The sequence below is a fragment of the Streptomyces sp. NBC_00080 genome, from assembly GCF_045041255.1.
Classification (GTDB): domain Bacteria; phylum Actinomycetota; class Actinomycetes; order Streptomycetales; family Streptomycetaceae; genus Streptomyces; species Streptomyces coriariae.
Genome location: NZ_CP108235.1, coordinates 7,824,811 through 7,841,769, shown reverse-complemented (window position 1 = coordinate 7,841,769; position 16,959 = coordinate 7,824,811). Strand labels below are relative to the sequence as shown.

The following is a 16,959-nucleotide window of genomic DNA, read 5'->3' as shown; positions in this document are numbered from 1 at the left end:
TTCAGGCGGCGTCCGGCTGCCGTTCCGCCACGGAGAGCGCGGCGAGCGCCGCGGACACCGCCGCGGAGGCCCGCAGATCGAGACGGGCGCTCGTCCCCCGCGCGCGGTGCCGCAGCTCGTCGGCGGCCAGCGTGAGCAGTTGCGGGAGCAGGTCGGTGCAGCGCCGGGCCACCCAGCCGGTGCCAGCGGTCGCCAGCCACCACAGGCTCGCCGAGGCCGTCGGCGCCGGGAACTCGGGCTCGGGCGAGGGCGCGGCGCCGTTCGCGAGGCCCGCCTCGGCGAGCACCGCGTGGAAGCGCAAGGCCAGTTGCCGGTGCCCCCGCTCCCCTGGGTGGAGCCGGTCCGCGCTCCACATGGCCCGGTCCGTCAGCCAGGCGCCCTCCGCGGCGTGCAGGTGGACGGCGCCGTACCGTTCGGAGAGCGCGTGGACGACGGCGTTGACCGCGCGCTGCCGCCGGGCCAGCGGCCGGGCGAGAGCCCCGGGCAGCCCGAGGGTGCCGCCCGGGTCCGGCAGGCAGGCGGTGAGCAGGACCGCGCCCTGCTCGGCGAAGGCGCCGTAGACCGTGTCGAGCCGGGCGGCCACGGCATGGATGTCGAAGGTGCAGCGCAGAGTGTCGTTGACGCCGACGACCACGGAGACGATGTCGGGCCGCAGTTCCAGCCCGGCCGGGAGCTGCCGCTCCAGCACGTCCCGCGTCTGCGCGCCGCTGACCGCGAGATTGATGAACTCGACGCGCTCCCCAGGCGCCACGACCGCGTCGCTCCCCGCGCACGCCGCGGTCCGCGCGAGCCCTTCGGCCCCCGTGGTCCACGAAAGCACCTCGACCCCTGGGAGCCCCTCGGCCACCGCCGCCCGCGCGGCGCCTTCGTTCTGGCCCACCAGGCCCTGGGCGAGCAGGGCGGCCCAGCCGCGCCACCGCCCGCCCACGGGGTCCCCCACGCCCTCGGTGAGCGAGTCCCCGAGGGCGACGAAGCGGACGTGTCTCATCCGAGGCCTCCGGGCGCGAAGGGACGCACAGGCGCGGTCACCGGGGCCGGCACCGACACCGTCGCGTCGTGCGCCGTGAGGAAGGCGTCGACCGCCGTACCCCAGCCGAAGCACTCCGCACGCGCGCGTGCGGCCTCCCGGCGAGCCCTGAGGGGGCGCTCCAGGAGGTTCTCCACGGCGTCCGCGAACGCCTCCCCCCGGTCGGCCGCCGTGGTCCCCGCGGCGCCGATCACCTCGGGGAGCGCCGAGGAGGCGCTCGCGACGACGGGGGTCCCGCACGCCATGGCCTCCAGGGCGGCGAGCCCGAACGTCTCCGCAGGCCCAGGGGCCAGACACACGTCGGCCGAGGCCTGCAGGGCCCCGAGCGCACCACGGTCGGAGACATGCCCCAGGAACGTCACGGGGAGCCCGCGCTCGCGGGCCCGCTGCTCCAGCCGCGGCCGCAGCGGTCCGTCGCCCGCGACGACCAGGACCGCCCGCGCACCGCGCCGCAGCAACGCCTCCAGGGCGTCCAGCGCCGTGCCGGGCCGCTTCTCCACGGACAGACGGGTGCACATCACCAGCAAGGTCCGGTCCTCGCGCGCGTGACGGGCCCGCAGCCCGGCGTCGTACAGGGCGGGGTGCCGTTCGACGAGGTCGACGCCCAGCGGCGCCCGCACGACGTTCCGCGCCCCGATCCGCACGAACTCCCGCTCGGCGAACTCCGTGGTGCACACCACGCGCGCGTACGTGTGCGCCGTGCGGAGGTTGAGCGCGTCGGCGGCGCGCCGGGCCGCACCCTCGGGCACACCCCAGGTGCGCAGGACGCCGTCGGCGCTCTCGTGGGAGACCATCACGGCGGGAACCCGGGCCCGTCGTGCCCACCTCCCGGTCCAGCGCAGTGTCGTACGGTCGGAGACCTCCAAGCGGTCGGGGGCGAGTTCCTCCAGCAGGCGGGCGACCCGTCGTTTGTCGGTGAGGACGCGGTAGCCGCCGGTGCCGGGCAGCAGCGGCCCCGGCAGGGTGATCACCCGCCCCTGCTCGGTCCGACGGTCGCTCTCCCGCTCGCCGGGCACGATCAGGACCGGGTCGTGGCCGGCCGCGCGATAGCCCTTGCCGAGTTCGCGCAGGGCCGTGCGCAGGCCGCCCGAGGCGGGGGCGACGAAGTTGGCGAGCCGCACGATCCGCAGCGGCCCGGCACTCGTGGAGGTGGGGCGGCCGGGGCCGTTGCCGCCGTCGCTGCGGCTCATGCCGTCGGGGCCGCTCATGCCGCCACCGCCGGTCGACGCGCGGCGAGCACGTCCTCGTAGTGGTCGATGAGCCGGTCGCCGACGGCGGCCCAGGTGCGTCCCTCGACCGTGGCCCGCCCTGCGGCACCGTAGGCGGCCCGCCGCGCGGGGTCGGCCACCAGCGCCGCCACCGCCTCCTGCACGACGGCGGCGTCCCGGGGCGGGACGAGCAGGCCGGTACGCCCTTGGGCGACCAGGTCCAGCGGGCCGCCCGCGGCGGGCGCGACCACCGGCACACCGCTGGCCATGGCCTCCTGCACGGTCTGGCAGAAGGTCTCGAAGGGGCCGGTGTGCACGAACACGTCCAGCGAGGCGAAGATCCGGGCGAGTTCGTCGCCGGTGCGGTTGCCCAGGAAGACCGCGCCCGGCAGGGCCTCCTCCAGGCCGGGCCTGCTCGGACCGTCGCCCACCACCACGACCCGCACGCCCGGCAGCCCGCAGACGCCGGACAGCAGCTCGACGTGCTTCTCGGGGGCGAGCCGTCCGACGTAGCCGACGATCAGCTCGCCGTTCGGGGCGAGCGCGCGGCGCAGAGCCTCGTCGCGGCGGTCGGGACGGAAGCGGCGGGTGTCCACGCCCCGCGGCCACAGCTTCACCCGGGGGACACCGTGCGCGTCCAGGTCGTACAGGGCCGCACTGGAGGGGGCGAGGGTGAGGTCGGCGGCGGCGTGGACGGACCGTATCCGGCGCCAGGCGGCTGCCTCGCCGGCGCCCATGTAGGTGCGGGCGTAGCCGCCCAGGTCGGTCTGGTAGACGGCGACGGCGGGGATACCGAGCCGGGCGGCGGCCGACATGCCCCGTACGCCGAGGATGAAGGGGCTGGCCAGGTGGACCATGTCGGCCCGGTGCTCGGCGATGGCGGCGGCGACGCGTCGGCTGGGGAGAGCGACGCGGACCTGGGGGTAGCCGGGGAGCGGAAGGGAGGGGACTCGGACGACGGGGCAGGGCGCTTCGGCGTCCGGCCCGGTCCCGGCGGCGGTGGCCGGGGCGACGACGACGGGGGTGTGACCGCGATCGACGAGGTGTCGGGCGGTCTGGAAGGCGCAATGGGCCACGCCGTTCACGTCGGGGGGAAAGGATTCGGTCACGATGACGACACGCATACCCGTGTTGTCGCCGCCCCGGACGTGGACGCGTCAAAGTGGATCTTTCCGAACGACAAACGTCCCGTGAGCGTTGCGCTGCGCAGGGCGTAGGCGCGCTACCCGTTCCGCGCAGGTCGGACGGCGTCCATGCCGGTCCGCCCGGCGGGCCATCGGGTGTTCATCTGCCGGGCCGGCCGCCGCCAGGCTCCCCTCGGGCGGCGGCCTGTCCCGACAGTCACATCGCGGACGCGGAGTCCGGTCCGATCCGGCTGCGCACGGCCGTCTGGACCTCCGCCTCCTCGGCCGGATCTGCGGCGAGCCGGCGCAGGCGCTCCACGACCCGGGCGTCACCGGTCTCGGCGTGCCGGGCGGCGATCTCGCGGGTGCCCTCCTCGCAGTCCCAGAGGCACTCGACGGCGAAGCCGGTGGCGTAGGACGGGTCGGTGGCAGCCAGTGCGCGGGCGCAGCGCCCGCGCAGATGGGACGAGGCCGTCTCGCGGTAGATATGGCGCAGGACGGGTGCCGCGCAGACGATGCCGAGCCGTCCGGCGCCGTCGACGAGGGTCCACAGGCTCGGCGCGTCGCAGCCCTCGCCGCGTACGGCCTCGCGCAGCGCGCCGAGGACGAGATCGCTGTCCTGGGTTCCGCCCCGGCAGGCGAGCATGCGGCCGGCCGCGGCGCCCAGGGGGTCGGGCCGGTGGGCCCAGCCGCGGGCCCGGTCCACGGCGGCGACGCTGCGCATGCGCTCGAAGGCGTCGACGGCGGCCTCGACGACGGGCGTCGAGCCGGTGGCCATGGCCTGTTCGATGAGGAGCAGGGCGTCGGGGTCGTTGAAGTCGGCGAGGTAGCGCAGGGCCGTGCAGCGGGCTCCCTCGGTGCCGTCCTTGGCCGCCTGCACGATCTCGGCGCGGTCCTCGGGACCGGCCACGGCGGACAGGCAGCGGGCGGCGGGGACATGGAGCGCGGCTCCGCGTTCGACACCCTGCTGGGCCCATTCGAAGACGGCCTGGACGCTCCAGCCGGGGCGGGGTCCGCTCGGACTCATCTGACGTTGCCAGCGGTCGAAACAGCCGGCCTCCTGAGCGGCACGCACGCGTGTGGAGACGTACTCGCGGGGATCCTCGGCCCACAGCCGCCAGGGCCGTGGTTCGAAGGCGTCCCGTACGGCGGCGGCGAGTTCGGCCTCGCCCTCGGTATCGGTGGCGAACCGTGCGAGCACGGGTGCCGCGAGGGCGCGCAGACCGGCGTCGTCGTCCCGCAGGGCGAGTTCGTCCAGGGCCCAGGCCCAGTTGGCTCCTGAGACCGCGTATCGGCGCAGCAGGGCCAGGGCTTCCCGCCTGCCGTAGGAGGCGAGGTGGCCGAGGACGGCCAGGGCCAGGCCCGTGCGGGATTCCTCGGTGTCGAAGGAGTCCTCGACGTCGAAGAGGTGGGCCTCGATCTCGTCCAGCTCGCCGTGCAGATCGAGGTAGAGACGGGCGTAGTAGAGGGAGCGGTTCTCCACCTGCCAGTCGTGGCGGGGGTCCCGCAGCACACAGTGGTTCAGCGCCGCGAGCGCCTCGGCTCGCGGAGCGGTGAGCGCGTGCAACGTGCCGTCGCCGCGCCCCCTCTGGAGCAGGCCGAGCAGCGTACCGCTGGGCGCTATGACCGGATCGAACATGGGAAACAGCCTCACATCAAGCGTCGACGCAACCGGGGACGTGCATTACCTGGCCGCGTGACAACACGTCGGGGCGCCCGCCGTTTCCTGCTTGCTGTAGACCATTTTCCTCTGCCTCTCGTCGGTGGCCCATGCGGACCGCGTCACGGCCCGCGCGGTGCGGCAACACCTGCCCAGCCATCGCGTCCGTGAATCACGACGTCATGATGACCCGGCTGTTCTACCTGCCGCGACCGAAATTTCCGGCGGCCTTGTACCGCCTCCCCCGTGGTCGTCGATTTACCTGGTCAGGAACTCTCGTTGACCTGCTCGCAACCGTCGGCTCAGTGCGCGCCGAACAGGTCGAGCAGCTCCGCCCTGCCGAACATGCGAGCGGTGTCGACGGCCGACGGGGTCCCCTGGGAGGGGTCGGCGCCGGCCTCCAGCAGGACCTTGATGACGTCCGTCTCGCCCTTGAAGGCCGCCCCGGCGAGCGGGGTCTGGCCTCGGTCGTTGATCCGGTCGGCCTCGGCGCCGCGGGCCAGCAGGGCCCGGACCGCGTCGGCGTGGCCGTGGTACGCGGCGAGCATCACCAGGGAGTCGCCGCGGTCGTTGGTGAGGTTGGCCGGAACGCCCGCGTCGACGTACGCCACGAGCTCCTCGGTCCGACCCCCGCGGGCCAGATCGAAGATCTTGGTCGCCAGCTCCACGACCTCGGGGTCGGGGCCTTCGCTCATCGGCCGGTCCGCCTCTCCACTCAACCGTTCAGGTGAATCGCCAGCGTACTGGCTCGTCGGAAACATGGCCGGTCCCGTCGACGGCAAAGATCACGGGCAGACCCGTTCGACGCAACTCTCCTGCTCAGGCAGTCCACCAGGCCTTCCGCCAGCTGGGGGAAATCAGCCGTTTTTCACCCAGTTGCACCTTTTATAGTATGGATACATCCTGTGATCCTGGAAGTACTCATGGTGACTGTCCCCCGCGAACCAGGAGAACCCAAATGATCCTGTCCATGTCAGGCGTAGTCCTGCTCGGCATCATCGTCTTCCTCTTCTTCCGCAAGGACGGGCTCAAGGCGTCGCACGCCGTGGTCTCGGCCCTGTTCGGGTTCTACATGGCCAGTACGGCCATCGCCCCGAGCATCAAGGCAGGCGGCGAGAGCCTGGCGAGCCTCCTCGGCGGCATCAAGTTCTGACGCCGTCCGTCCCGTCCGTACGCACCTCACAGGAGACAGCAGTGGCCCGGCGCCCCCTTCCCAGCATCCTGAGCACAGGCAGCGCACAGATCGCCCGGAGCCGGGAGCTGGCCCGGACGGCGGCCGACAGCGCCACCGATGTCCTCCATCCGCTGATCACGATCACCCGCGGACTGCGCCGGCTGGCCTCGGCCGGGCGGCGCAGGTGGGCCGAGACCCCCAGGGACAAGCGCGGACCGCTGCTGTTCCTGGCGGCCTCGTTGATCCTGGTCGTGGTGCTGGTGCCGTACGGCCCGCTGCTCGCCGTCATCACCCTGATGGCGGCAGCGGCCTGGCAGGGCAGGGACCGCACCCCACCGGTTCCCGAAGGCCCCGACGAGTCGCAGATCCAGCGACTCCAGGTGCTGTACGAGGCCCTGGTCCCGCACTTCTCGACGGCCGACGACCCCGCTCCCCTGTACGCCCACGGCGGCGACTGGGAGACCGTCTTCCCGACGCAGGAGTTCGACGACTCGGGCCGCGTGGCCCTCCTCGTGATCCGCTACCCCGCGTTCTTCCCGGACGGAGAGGCCGCACCACGCGCTCGGATCGAGCAGTTGCTCGCCGCGAAGTCCGGCCGTGGCCGCGAATACCTCTTCGTCTGGGACGAGGAGGGCAACGAACTCACCCTCAGCGTCCTCAGCCCCCTCCCCACCGACTTCGCGGCCCAACGCTTCGTCACCGCCCCCGGCGAGACGGTCCTGGGCTTCACCGACCCCTCCCGTGTCCATCGCACGCTCCCCCTCGCCCACGGTGAGGACCGGCGCGACGTACCGCCGGTCGTCTGGCGCACCGGCATCCGCTCCACCGAGCCGCACCTGCTGGCGGTCGGCCAGCCCGGCAGCGGCACCTCCACCCTGCTGCGCTCCATCGCCCTGCAGGCCCTCCAGCACGGCGACGTCCTGGTGATCGAGGGCGGCAGCACCGGCGAATACGCCTGCCTCACCGGCCGGGACGGCGTCCTGGGCGTCGAGGTAGGACTGGCCGGGGCGCTGGCCGCCCTGGAGTGGGCGGTGCACGAGACGGAGCGCCGGCTCATCGCCGCCAACCGCGCCCGGCAGGCGGGAGACCCGCCGCCGGACGACACCAGACACCCCCTGTGGATCCTGCTGGACCGCCCCACCGCCTTCACCCACCTGGCCGACACGGACGGCCGCAAGGACCCGCAGTCCCTCCTCCAGGTCCCCCTCCGGCACGGCCGCGCGGTCGGGGTCACGGTGGTGGTGGCCGAGCAGTTCGACGCCCTGGACTCGCTGAGCGACGCCGTGCGGCAGCACACCCGCGCGCGGGTCGCGCTCGGGCCGGCGTCGAAGCAGCAGCTGGAGGCTGTCCTCGGCGCACCCCCGCACACCACGCCCGTCGACCACACACCGCCGGGACGCGGATACGCCCGGCTCGGTTCGGGGCCGGTGCACCGGCTCCAGGTACCGGCGACGCCGGACCCGTACGACGACGCGACGAGCGACGCGCATCGGCAGGCCGTGCTGGACCTGCTCCCGCCGCGCTCCACGCCGGCCGACACGGAGACGTTGCCGCCGGTACCGGCCGAGGTCGTCGTGCTCACCAAACCCGTGGACACGGACGCCGAGGCCGGGAAGGCCACGGGTGCCGAGCCCGTGGCGGCCGACGCCGTGACCGCGGAGCAGGTGTCCAGCGCGGGGGGGTGACCGCTCCCGCCGGGCGTTCCCCTAGGCGACGAACGTGCGCGGCCCCTCGGCGCCGACCGTCCCCCCGCTCTCCACGATCCGGGCCGCGGCCGCCAGCCGGGCGGCCGCCTCCTCCGCCACCGCGCCTCCCACGGTGAACGGCAGCCGTACATACCCCTCGAAGGCGCCGTCGACGCCGAACCGCGGTCCGGACGGCACCCTCAGGCCCACCCGTTCCCCCGCCTCGGCGAGCCGTGACCCGGAAAGACCCCCGGCCCGCACCCACAGCGTCAGCCCGCCCTCGGGCACGGCGAACTCCCACTCCGGCAGCTCCCGGCGCACCGCAGCGACCAGGTCGTCCCGGTTCTGCCGGGCCTGGTGGCGGCGCAGTTCGACGGCCTGCTCCCAGCCGCCGGTGCTGAACAGCCAGTTCACCGCCAGCTGCTCCAGTACCGGTGTGCCCAGGTCGGCGTAGGCTCGGGCCGCGACGAGGCTGCGGATCACGTCCGGGGCCGCGCGCACCCAGCCGATGCGCATCCCGGCCCAGAAGGCCTTGCTCGCCGACCCCACCGTGATCACCGTCGACCCCGCGGGATCGAAGCCGCACACCGGCCGGGGCATCTCGACACCGTCGTCGAGCCACAGTTCGCTCATGGTCTCGTCGGCGACCAGCACGGTCCCGGCGGAACGGGCCGCCTCCACGAGTTGGCGCCGCTGGTCCTCGTCGGCGAGCGCGCCGGTCGGGTTGTGGAAGTCGGCGACGACATACGCGATGCGCGGCGCGGCCTCGCGCAGGACCTGGCGCCAGCGGTCCATGTCCCACCCGGCGAGCCCCTCGGCCATCGCGACGGGCACCAGACGCGCCCCCGCCTCACGCATCAGCTGGAGGATGTTGGCGTAGGAGGGCGACTCGACGGCGATGCGCTCGCCGCGCCCACCGAACAGATGACAGATGGCGTCGATGGCGCCCATCGCGCCCGTGGTGACCATGATCTGCTCGGGCATCGTCGGGATCCCGCGCGCGGTGTACCGCTCGGCGATCATCGACCGCAGCGCGGGCAGGCCCGCCGGATAGTCGCCGTGCGTGTGGGCGTACGGCGGCAACTCCTCCAGCGCGCCCCGCACCGCCCGGGTGAGCCAGGGCTCGGGCGCGGGCAGCGCCGCGCAGCCCAGGTCGATGATCGAGCCGAGGGCCTCGGGCGGCAGGGGCTCCAGGCCGCGCGCCGGAACCGGGTTGCCGGCCGGGACGGCCGTCCAGCTGCCCGCGCCGCGCCGGGACTCCAGGAACCCCTCGGCGCGCAGCGCCTCGTAGGCGGCGGCGACGGTCGTCCGGCTCACGGACAGGGAGAGGGCCAGTTCACGTTCCGCGGGCAGGCGCGCGGCGACGGGGACGCGGCCTTCCAGCACCAGCAGCCGGATACCGTCGGCGAGCGCCCGGTAGGCCGGCGGCCGGCGCGACCCGGGGCCGGCCGGACGGTCCTGCTGGGACTTGAGCAGCCGCGAAAGCTGTGCGGCCCCCACCGCCGAGGTCCACTGCGCCATGCTTACCAGTCCACCTTCCCCAAATTGGCCATGGATGCCCTGCGCTTCCAAGCCACAGAGTGTCACGGGTCAGGCCACTACGACCACCAGGGGGACCCCTTGTCCGAGCCGCCACCGCAGGGAGCACCCTCGCGGGATCCGCACGGCCACCTCGCCCGTCGGCTGATCCAGCTGTACGTCGGCCTCGCCCTCTACGGCGCCAGTTCCGCCCTCCTCGTGCGGGCAGGGCTCGGTCTGGAGCCCTGGAACGTGCTGCACCAGGGTCTCGGCGAGCTCACCGGCCTGACGATCGGTGTCGTGTCGATCGTCGTGGGCGCGGCGGTACTGCTGCTGTGGATCCCGCTGCGCCAGCGTCCGGGCCTCGGCACGGTCTCCAACGTCTTCGTCGTCGGCCTCGCGATGGACGGCACGCTCGCGTACGTCCCCGAAGCGCACGGGCTCGCCGTCCAGATGCCGCTGCTGCTGGCGGGGATCGTCCTCAACGGGGCGGCCACCGGTCTCTACATCGCCGCCAGCTTCGGGCCCGGCCCGCGCGACGGGCTGATGACGGGGCTGCATCGGCGTACCGGGCGTTCGATCCGGCTGATGCGGACGGCCGTGGAGGTGGCGGTCGTGGTGACCGGGTTCGCCCTCGGCGGCACCATCGGCGTCGGCACCGTGCTCTACGCGGTGACGATCGGTCCGCTCGCCCAGCTCTTCCTGCGGATGTTCGCCGTTCCCGCTGCACCGGGCGGCAGCACGGTCGTTGCCACCGGGACACCCCAGGGAGCCATACTGCGTCCGTGACCAGCCTCATGACCCACCCGTATCTCGACCATCCGGGGCCCATCCCGTTCGCCCACCGCGGTGGGGCCGCGGACGGCCTGGAGAACACCACCGCGCAGTTCCGGCGGGCGGTCGAGGCGGGGTACCGCTACATCGAGACCGATGTGCACGCCACCCGGGACGGCAAGCTCGTCGCCTTCCACGACGCGACGCTGGATCGGATGACCGACGGCGCCGGCCGCATAGCGGACCTGCTCTGGTCGGACGTACGGCACGCGCGCGTGGCGGGCAAGGAGCCGGTGCCGCTCTTCGAAGAGCTCCTGGAGACCTTCCCCGAGGTGCGCTGGAACGTCGATCTCAAGGCGGAGCCCGCGCTGCACCCGCTGCTCAACCTGATCGCCCGCACGGGCGCGTGGGACCGGGTCTGCGTCGGCTCGTTCTCGGAGGCACGGGTGATGCGGGCCCAGCGGCTGGCCGGGCCTCGTCTGGCGACCTCGTACGGCACCCGGGGCGTGCTCAACCTGCGGCTGCGGTCCTGGGGCGTGCCCGCGGCGCTGCGTCGCTCGGCGGTCGCCGCGCAGGTGCCCGAGAGCCAGTCGGGCATCCAGGTCGTGGACCGTCGCTTCGTCCGGGCCGCCCACGCGCGCGGGCTCCAGGTGCATGTGTGGACGATCAACGATCCGGATCGGATGCACCGGCTCCTGGACCTAGGGGTCGATGGCATCATGACCGATCACATCGACACGTTGCGCGAGGTCATGGAGGACCGCGGCGTCTGGGTCTGACCTCGGGCCCGTCCGCCCGCGCGCGACTGCGGCAGCGGGAAGCGAGGGCACGGGTGGACATCGACACCGTGCGGACGGCGGCGTCCGACGAGGCCGCCGAACGGCGGCGCGAGCAGCGCGGCTGGTACTTCTACGACTGGGCTTGCTCCGTCTACTCGACGAGCGTGCTCACCGTGTTCCTCGGCCCGTACCTGACATCCGTCGCCAAGCGGGCAGCGGACGCCGACGGGTACGTGCATCCGCTGGGCATCCCGGTGCGGGCGGGTTCCTTCTTCGCCTACTCGGTGTCCCTGTCGGTGATCGTGGCCGTGCTGGTGATGCCCCTGGTGGGTGCGGCCGCCGACCGCAGCGGCCGCAAGAAGCCCCTGCTGGGCGCCGCCGCGTATGTGGGCGCCGCGGCCACCGCCTGCATGTTCTTCCTGGGCGGCGACCGCTATCTGCTGGGGGGCGCGCTGCTGATCGTGGCGAACGCGGCCCAGTCCGTGGCGATGATGCTCTACAACTCCTACCTGCCGCAGATCGCCCCGCCCGAGGAACGCGACGCGGTCTCCTCCCGGGGGTGGGCCTTCGGCTATGCGGCGGGCTCGCTCGTCCTGGTCGTCAACCTGGTGCTCTACCTCGCCCACGACTCCTTCGGCGTCTCCGAGTCGATGGCGGTACGGATCTGCCTGGCCTCGGCCGGCCTGTGGTGGGGCGGCTTCACACTGATCCCCCTGCTGCGGCTGCGCGACCGGCCGACCGCCGGCCGGGAGGCGACCTCTGGGCCGGATCACACGGATCGGACGGATCGGAGGGTCGGCACGGCTCCTGGACTGCGTCAGCTCGCGGCGACGGTCCGCGACATGCGCCGCCACCCGCTGACCCTCTCCTTCCTCCTCGCGTACCTGATCTACAACGACGGCATCCAGACCGTGATCTCCCAGGCCTCGGTCTACGGCTCCGAGGAGCTCGGCCTCGGCCAGTCCACGCTGATCGGTGCCGTCCTGCTGGTGCAGGTGCTGGCCGTGGCGGGCGCGCTGGGCATGGGGCGGCTGGCCCGGACGTACGGCGCGAAGCGCACGATCCTCGGTTCACTGGCGGCCTGGACGCTCACCCTGGGCGCCGGCTACTTCCTGCCGGCCGGGGCGCCGGTCGGTTTCTTCCTGCTGGCGGCCGCGATCGGCCTGGTCCTCGGCGGCAGCCAGGCGCTGTCCCGCTCCCTCTTCTCCCACCTGGTCCCGCCCGGCAAGGAGGCCGAGTACTTCTCTGCGTACGAGATGAGCGACCGCGGCATGAGCTGGCTCGGGCCGCTCCTCTTCGGGGTCACCTATCAGCTGACCGGGAGCTACCGGGACGCGATCATCTCGCTGGTGGTCTTCTTCGTGGTGGGTTTCCTGCTGCTCGTTCGGGTGCCGGTACGGCAGGCGATCGGCGACGCGGGGAACCCTGTGCCCGAGAAGATTTAGCACTCAAGGCGAAAGGGCGGTAGTGTACGCGTTTGGCCTGCCAGGCGTACCGTTACTGCGCGTCAAAGATGCCGAAACGCTGGGTGACATCTCCTTTCAGATGTGACAAACCGGGCGCCGGTGGGTACTGCACTGGTTGACAAGACCGCGGCTACGACGGCGACGCATGACCCGGAACGGGACTCCGAACGGGAATCTTTACCGCCGACCGGACGTTGACCGGATGACGACGACAGCGACACCTGTCCTGTGGGCGACAAGCCCGGGAGGCACGATTCATGAGTGAGCGAGCTCTTCGCGGCACGCGCCTCGTGGTGACCAGCTACGAGACGGACCGCGGCATCGACCTGGCCCCGCGCCAGGCCGTGGAGTACGCATGCGAGAAGGGGCACCGGTTTGAAATGCCCTTCTCGGTCGAGGCGGAGATTCCGCCGGAGTGGGAGTGCAAGGTCTGTGGAGCCCCTGCACTCCTCGTGGACGGCGACGGCCCTGAGGAGAAGAAGGCCAAGCCCGCGCGTACGCATTGGGACATGCTGATGGAGCGGCGGACCCGCGAGGAACTCGAAGAGGTCCTCGAGGAGCGGCTCGCCGTTCTGCGGTCCGGGGCGATGAACCTTGCGGTACATCCCCGCGACAGCCGTAAAAGCGCATAGCCCCAAGGGGCTGTGACCAGCTTCACAGCGAACGACAACGACCGCGGGCGCCGTACGTGAATGACGTACGGCGCCCGCGGTCGTCGTGCTGCCTGCCCTCTGCGATGCCGTGGTGCCCGCTGCGTGCGAGCAAGGGCGATCGGCGGCTCCCCAGGGCCCGAAGGGGTAGCTCCCTGGCCGATCAGGCCCCGTGGCTCACTGCTCGTCCCTGATGACCTCGCCCTGCACCACCTTGCCGTCCGGGCGGTGGATGCGGGCCTGCTGGAAGGCGTCCCCCAGAGTGCCGGGCGTGGCCGCGGCCGCCCTCAGCTTGCGCTCCCCATAGCCGCTGACCACCTTCTGGACCGGCGGGAGCAGCAGGAGCAGGCCGATCACGTCGGAGGCCAGGCCCGGGATCATCAGGAACAGGCCGCCGAGCATCATGAGGCCGTTGCCGCCGCCCCGGTCGGAGGAGGCCGTACCGCGTTGGAGCGCCTCGTTCAGGTTCTGGAAAGCCCGGCGGCCGGCCCGCTTGATGACCACGGCGCCCAGGACGAACCCGGCGGCCAGGAGCAGAAGGACCACCAGCCCGCTCGTCGCGCCCGCGACCACGGTCAGCAGCCAGATCTCCAGTACCAGCCAGGCGGCCAGCCCCAGCGGCAGGAACGTCCGCAGGCGGGAACGGCGGGGCTGGGCCGGGGGCCGGGCGGGTGTCTGGTACGCGGGGGTCGGAGAGCCAGTCGTCATGCTCCCAGTGTGCCCGGAACAGGCTCAGAGCGGCATAAGGGGAGGATCAGCCGTCGCTGTGAGGCCCAGCCGTCGCCGTGAGGATCAGCCGTCGCCGTGAGGCTCAGCCGTCGCCGTGAGACGTGGCGGGCGCCTGTGGGCGCTCCGGACGGTCGGCGGTCCGGCCCGTGATCTTGCCGACCCGCTCCCCCACGCCCCAGGCCGTGACCCGCCACAGGGCCTCGACGAGGATGTCCCGGCTCATCTTGGAGTCGCCGTGCTCCCGCTCGACGAACGTGATGGGGACCTCGATGACGTGGAAGCCGGCCTTGACGGCGCGGCGGGCCAGGTCGACCTGGAAGCAGTACCCCTGGGAGGCGACCTCCTCCAGACCGAGACCCTCCAGCGTCTCGCGGCGGAAGGCGCGGTAGCCGCCGGTGATGTCGCGCAGCGGGAGGTCGAGGGCGAGGCGGGAGTAGAGGCTGCCGCCGCGGGAGATGACCTCACGGGACTTGGGCCAGTTGACCACCCGGCCGCCCGGCACCCAGCGGGAGCCCAGGACCAGATCGGCGCTCTTGAGCGCGGTGAGCAGGCGGGGCAGTTCCTCGGGCTGGTGGGAGCCGTCAGCGTCCATCTCGATCAGTACGCCGTAGCCGTTCTCCAGGCCCCAGCGGAAGCCCGCGAGGTAGGCGGCACCGAGGCCCTCCTTGCCCTTGCGGTGCAGGACCTGGACCTGGTCGTCACCGACGGCCAGCTCGTCGGCGAGCTTGCCGGTACCGTCGGGGCTGTTGTCGTCGGCCACGAGGACGTGAGCCTCGGGGACGGCCTCGCGCACCCGGCCGACGATGGTCTTGATGTTCTCCGCCTCGTTGTAGGTCGGGATGATCACCAAGGCCGTGCCGAGCGGACCGAACTGCCTTCCCCGGTCCTGTGCCGCGAGGGTCCCGTCGCCGTCGTTCACTACTGCCCCTTCAAGTCCGTACGCAGAGGACCACCATAGTGGCCGCCGCCTGCGGTGACGTGACAGGACGTACGTACGGTGGTGTCGAACCCGCGTGAGCGGGGTAAGAACGTACCTTTGGGCTTGTATGTGCGCACCTGCCCCGTGGGGGTGAGCGCAAGCGGGGTGAGAACGGGCCTGCTGCGGATGGGGGCCCGGCGCTCTTCGGGCCGGCCCGGGACCCGCTGGCTGCGGGTCGACCGAAAGCCGTTGTCTACTGAGCGCCCGGGCCCCATCCGGGTCACACCTCCCCGACCGGCCGGAACGTACCCTCGCTGCGGCGCGGGCGCTGAGCCTGGCTGCCAGTGGCGGTGCGCCGCTACGGCTCACCGTCCCTGACCCAGCGGCGCCGCGGCGAGTGCGCGGGCGTTCCCCGGACGGGGCGTCCGGTGGTGGACTCCGCCGAACCTACCGGCCCCCCGCCATCGGCTGTCAACAGCGGCTTGACCTGCGGATCTTCCGCCAATGCCCAGGTCAGCGCGGAGAACACACCGGGCGTATGTCGACAGGCGGACGGGTGATCTTCCCCGGGCCGACGCGGGAGATCACTCGCTCGGCCGCAGGAACACGGTCCGGCCGCCCACCACCGTACGCAGGCACACCGGGAGTTCGGTGCCGGGGGTCAGGTCCGGCAGGCCGGGGGTGCCGGAGCGGGGGTCGGTGGACCAGCGGGCGACCCGGTCGTCGGGGGCCTGGACGACCAGTTCCTCGGTGCGCCAGACCGCGTAGTCGGCGAGTGCGCCCGGCACCAGGACGCCCGCGTCGTCCCGGCCGATCGCGCGCCAGCCGCCGCGTGTGTGGGCCGTGAACGCGGCGCGAGCCGACACCCGGTGCCCGGGGGTGCGGTGGAAGGCGGCGGCGCGGACCGTGCCCCAGGGGTCGAGGGGGGTGACCGGGCTGTCCGAGCCGAAGGCGAGCGGGACACCCGCGCGCAGCAGGGCCGCGAAGGGGTTCAGGGTGCGCGCCCGCTCGACGCCCAGACGCTGGGCGTACATGCCCTCCTCGCCGCCCCACAGGGCGTCGAAGGCGGGCTGGACGGAGGCGGTGAGGCCGAGTTCGGCGAAGGCGGCGATCGTCTCGGGCGTGAGCATCTCGGCGTGCTCGATGCGGTGGCGGGCGGCGCGGATCCGGGCGAGGCCGACCTTCTCCGCGGCGGCGCGCACACCCTCGACGACGGCGGTCACGGCGGCGTCGCCGATGGCGTGGAAGCCCGCCTGGAGGCCGGCCTCGGTGCAGTCCGTCACGTGCGCGGCGACGTCGGCGGCGTCCAGGTAGCCGGCGCCGGTGTGGTCGGCGTCCGCGTAGGCGGCGTGCAGACAGGCCGTGTGGGAGCCGAGAGCGCCGTCGACGAACAGGTCTCCGGCGGCACCGAGCGCGCCCAGCCGCCGGGCCTTGTCCACGTCCCGCTCGGCCCAGTAGCCGACGACCCGGGGGCCGGGCTCCTCGGCGGCGAGCCGCAGCAGGTCCGTGAAGTCGTCCTCGGAGGAGATCTCGGGTCCCGCGCACTCGTGGACCGAGCCGATACCGAGGGAGGCGGCGTGCGCGAGGGCGGCCCGCTGGGCCTCGGCGCGCTGGGCGGGCGTCACGGCTGCGAACGCGGCGGCACGGACGGCGTGGTGGGCGTCACGGGTGAGCGGCGCGCGGTCCGCGAAGCCCGGCTCGGTGCGGGCCCGGGGCGCCAGTTCCAGCAGGGCGGTGGTGACCACGGCGGAGTGGACGTCGATCCGGCTGAGGTAGAGCGGTCGGCCGCCGGTCGCCTCGTCCAGTTCCTCCCGTCGGGGCGGGCGGCCCTCCGGCCAGCGGGAGGCGTCCCAACCGTGCCCGAGCAGCACCTTGTCCTGGGGACGGGCCACCGCGAAGGCCCGTACGAGGGCGAGGGCGGCCGCCAGCGAGGAGGCGGCGGAGAGGTCGAGACCGGCGAGCGCGAGGCCGGTGGACGTGGTGTGCACATGGGCGTCGGTGAAGGCCGGGGTGACCAGGGCGCCGTCCAGGTCGACCACTTCGTCGACGCCGTCCGCGAAGGCGTCGGCAGCGCCTTCGGAGCCGACCCAGGCGACCTGGCCGCGTTCGACGACCATCGCGGTCGCGAACGGATCGGCGGGGCTGTGTACCTCTCCTCGGCGGAGCAGGACGGTCTTCGGCTCGGCGGTGCGCTCACTCATGGGGAACAGTCTCGCGCCTCGCCTCGGCCGCTCGGCACGGGGACC

The 16,959-nt window shown here is 73.1% G+C and carries 15 protein-coding genes; 6 read left to right on the top strand and 9 right to left on the bottom strand.

Going from position 1 to position 16,959, the window contains the following annotated elements:
• Position 1: 1 nt before the first annotated feature.
• From OHU34_RS35030 to OHU34_RS35010, 5 genes are all read right to left on the bottom strand, one after another.
• Complete coding sequence (locus OHU34_RS35030; protein WP_142269307.1) at positions 2–988, bottom strand: SGNH/GDSL hydrolase family protein; 987 nt, start codon at positions 986–988, stop codon at positions 2–4.
• The gene (locus OHU34_RS35025) at positions 985–2,217 is read right to left on the bottom strand and encodes a glycosyltransferase (protein ID WP_405772468.1); all 1,233 of its coding nucleotides are present in this window, start codon (positions 2,215–2,217) and stop codon (positions 985–987) included. Before OHU34_RS35025 ends, OHU34_RS35030 begins: the two co-directional genes overlap by 4 nt.
• 14 nt (positions 2,218–2,231) lie before the next feature.
• Positions 2,232–3,359 (bottom strand): glycosyltransferase family 4 protein, encoded by a 1,128-nt coding sequence (locus OHU34_RS35020; RefSeq protein ID WP_405770077.1) that lies wholly within the window; start codon positions 3,357–3,359, stop codon positions 2,232–2,234.
• Between the two features lie 217 nt (positions 3,360–3,576).
• Entirely contained in the window at positions 3,577–4,998 is a 1,422-nt protein-coding gene (locus tag OHU34_RS35015; protein WP_142269309.1) for a HEAT repeat domain-containing protein, read from the bottom strand.
• Positions 4,999–5,321: 323 nt separating this feature from the next.
• Entirely contained in the window at positions 5,322–5,714 is a 393-nt protein-coding gene (locus tag OHU34_RS35010) for an ankyrin repeat domain-containing protein (protein WP_142269310.1), read from the bottom strand.
• Between the two features lie 263 nt (positions 5,715–5,977).
• Between OHU34_RS35010 and OHU34_RS35005 the strand changes: the two genes are divergently transcribed.
• The gene (locus OHU34_RS35005; RefSeq protein WP_020128927.1) at positions 5,978–6,172 is read left to right on the top strand and encodes a hypothetical protein; all 195 of its coding nucleotides are present in this window, start codon (positions 5,978–5,980) and stop codon (positions 6,170–6,172) included.
• A 41-nt stretch (positions 6,173–6,213) separates the two neighbouring features.
• Positions 6,214–7,878, top strand: coding sequence for a hypothetical protein (locus OHU34_RS35000; RefSeq protein WP_142269311.1), 1,665 nt, complete (start codon positions 6,214–6,216; stop codon positions 7,876–7,878).
• A 21-nt stretch (positions 7,879–7,899) separates the two neighbouring features.
• Here OHU34_RS35000 and OHU34_RS34995 read toward each other — a convergent pair whose 3' ends face one another.
• Positions 7,900–9,399, bottom strand: coding sequence for a PLP-dependent aminotransferase family protein (locus tag OHU34_RS34995; RefSeq protein ID WP_142269312.1), 1,500 nt, complete (start codon positions 9,397–9,399; stop codon positions 7,900–7,902).
• Between the two features lie 99 nt (positions 9,400–9,498).
• Here OHU34_RS34995 and OHU34_RS34990 point away from each other — a divergent pair, with 99 nt between their 5' ends.
• From OHU34_RS34990 to OHU34_RS34975, 4 genes are all read left to right on the top strand, one after another.
• Positions 9,499–10,185, top strand: coding sequence for a YitT family protein (locus OHU34_RS34990; protein WP_142269313.1), 687 nt, complete (start codon positions 9,499–9,501; stop codon positions 10,183–10,185).
• 8 nt (positions 10,186–10,193) lie between these two features.
• Positions 10,194–10,949, top strand: coding sequence for a glycerophosphodiester phosphodiesterase (locus tag OHU34_RS34985; RefSeq protein ID WP_372481788.1), 756 nt, complete (start codon positions 10,194–10,196; stop codon positions 10,947–10,949).
• 53 nt (positions 10,950–11,002) lie between these two features.
• Entirely contained in the window at positions 11,003–12,394 is a 1,392-nt protein-coding gene (locus OHU34_RS34980) for an MFS transporter (RefSeq protein ID WP_405770073.1), read from the top strand.
• Positions 12,395–12,672: 278 nt separating this feature from the next.
• Positions 12,673–13,047, top strand: a complete 375-nt coding sequence (locus OHU34_RS34975; RefSeq protein ID WP_020128921.1) for an RNA polymerase-binding protein RbpA — start codon at positions 12,673–12,675, stop codon at positions 13,045–13,047.
• Positions 13,048–13,242: 195 nt separating this feature from the next.
• Here OHU34_RS34975 and fxsA read toward each other — a convergent pair whose 3' ends face one another.
• The 3 genes from fxsA to OHU34_RS34960 form a co-directional block, all read right to left on the bottom strand.
• Positions 13,243–13,773, bottom strand: a complete 531-nt coding sequence (gene fxsA, locus OHU34_RS34970) for an FxsA family membrane protein (RefSeq protein WP_142269316.1) — start codon at positions 13,771–13,773, stop codon at positions 13,243–13,245.
• Between the two features lie 103 nt (positions 13,774–13,876).
• Positions 13,877–14,713: a polyprenol monophosphomannose synthase gene (locus OHU34_RS34965; protein WP_142269317.1), complete on the bottom strand. Its 837-nt coding sequence runs from the start codon at positions 14,711–14,713 to the stop codon at positions 13,877–13,879.
• Positions 14,714–15,297: 584 nt separating this feature from the next.
• Positions 15,298–16,914, bottom strand: coding sequence for an amidohydrolase (locus OHU34_RS34960; RefSeq protein WP_142269318.1), 1,617 nt, complete (start codon positions 16,912–16,914; stop codon positions 15,298–15,300).
• Positions 16,915–16,959: the final 45 nt, after the last annotated feature.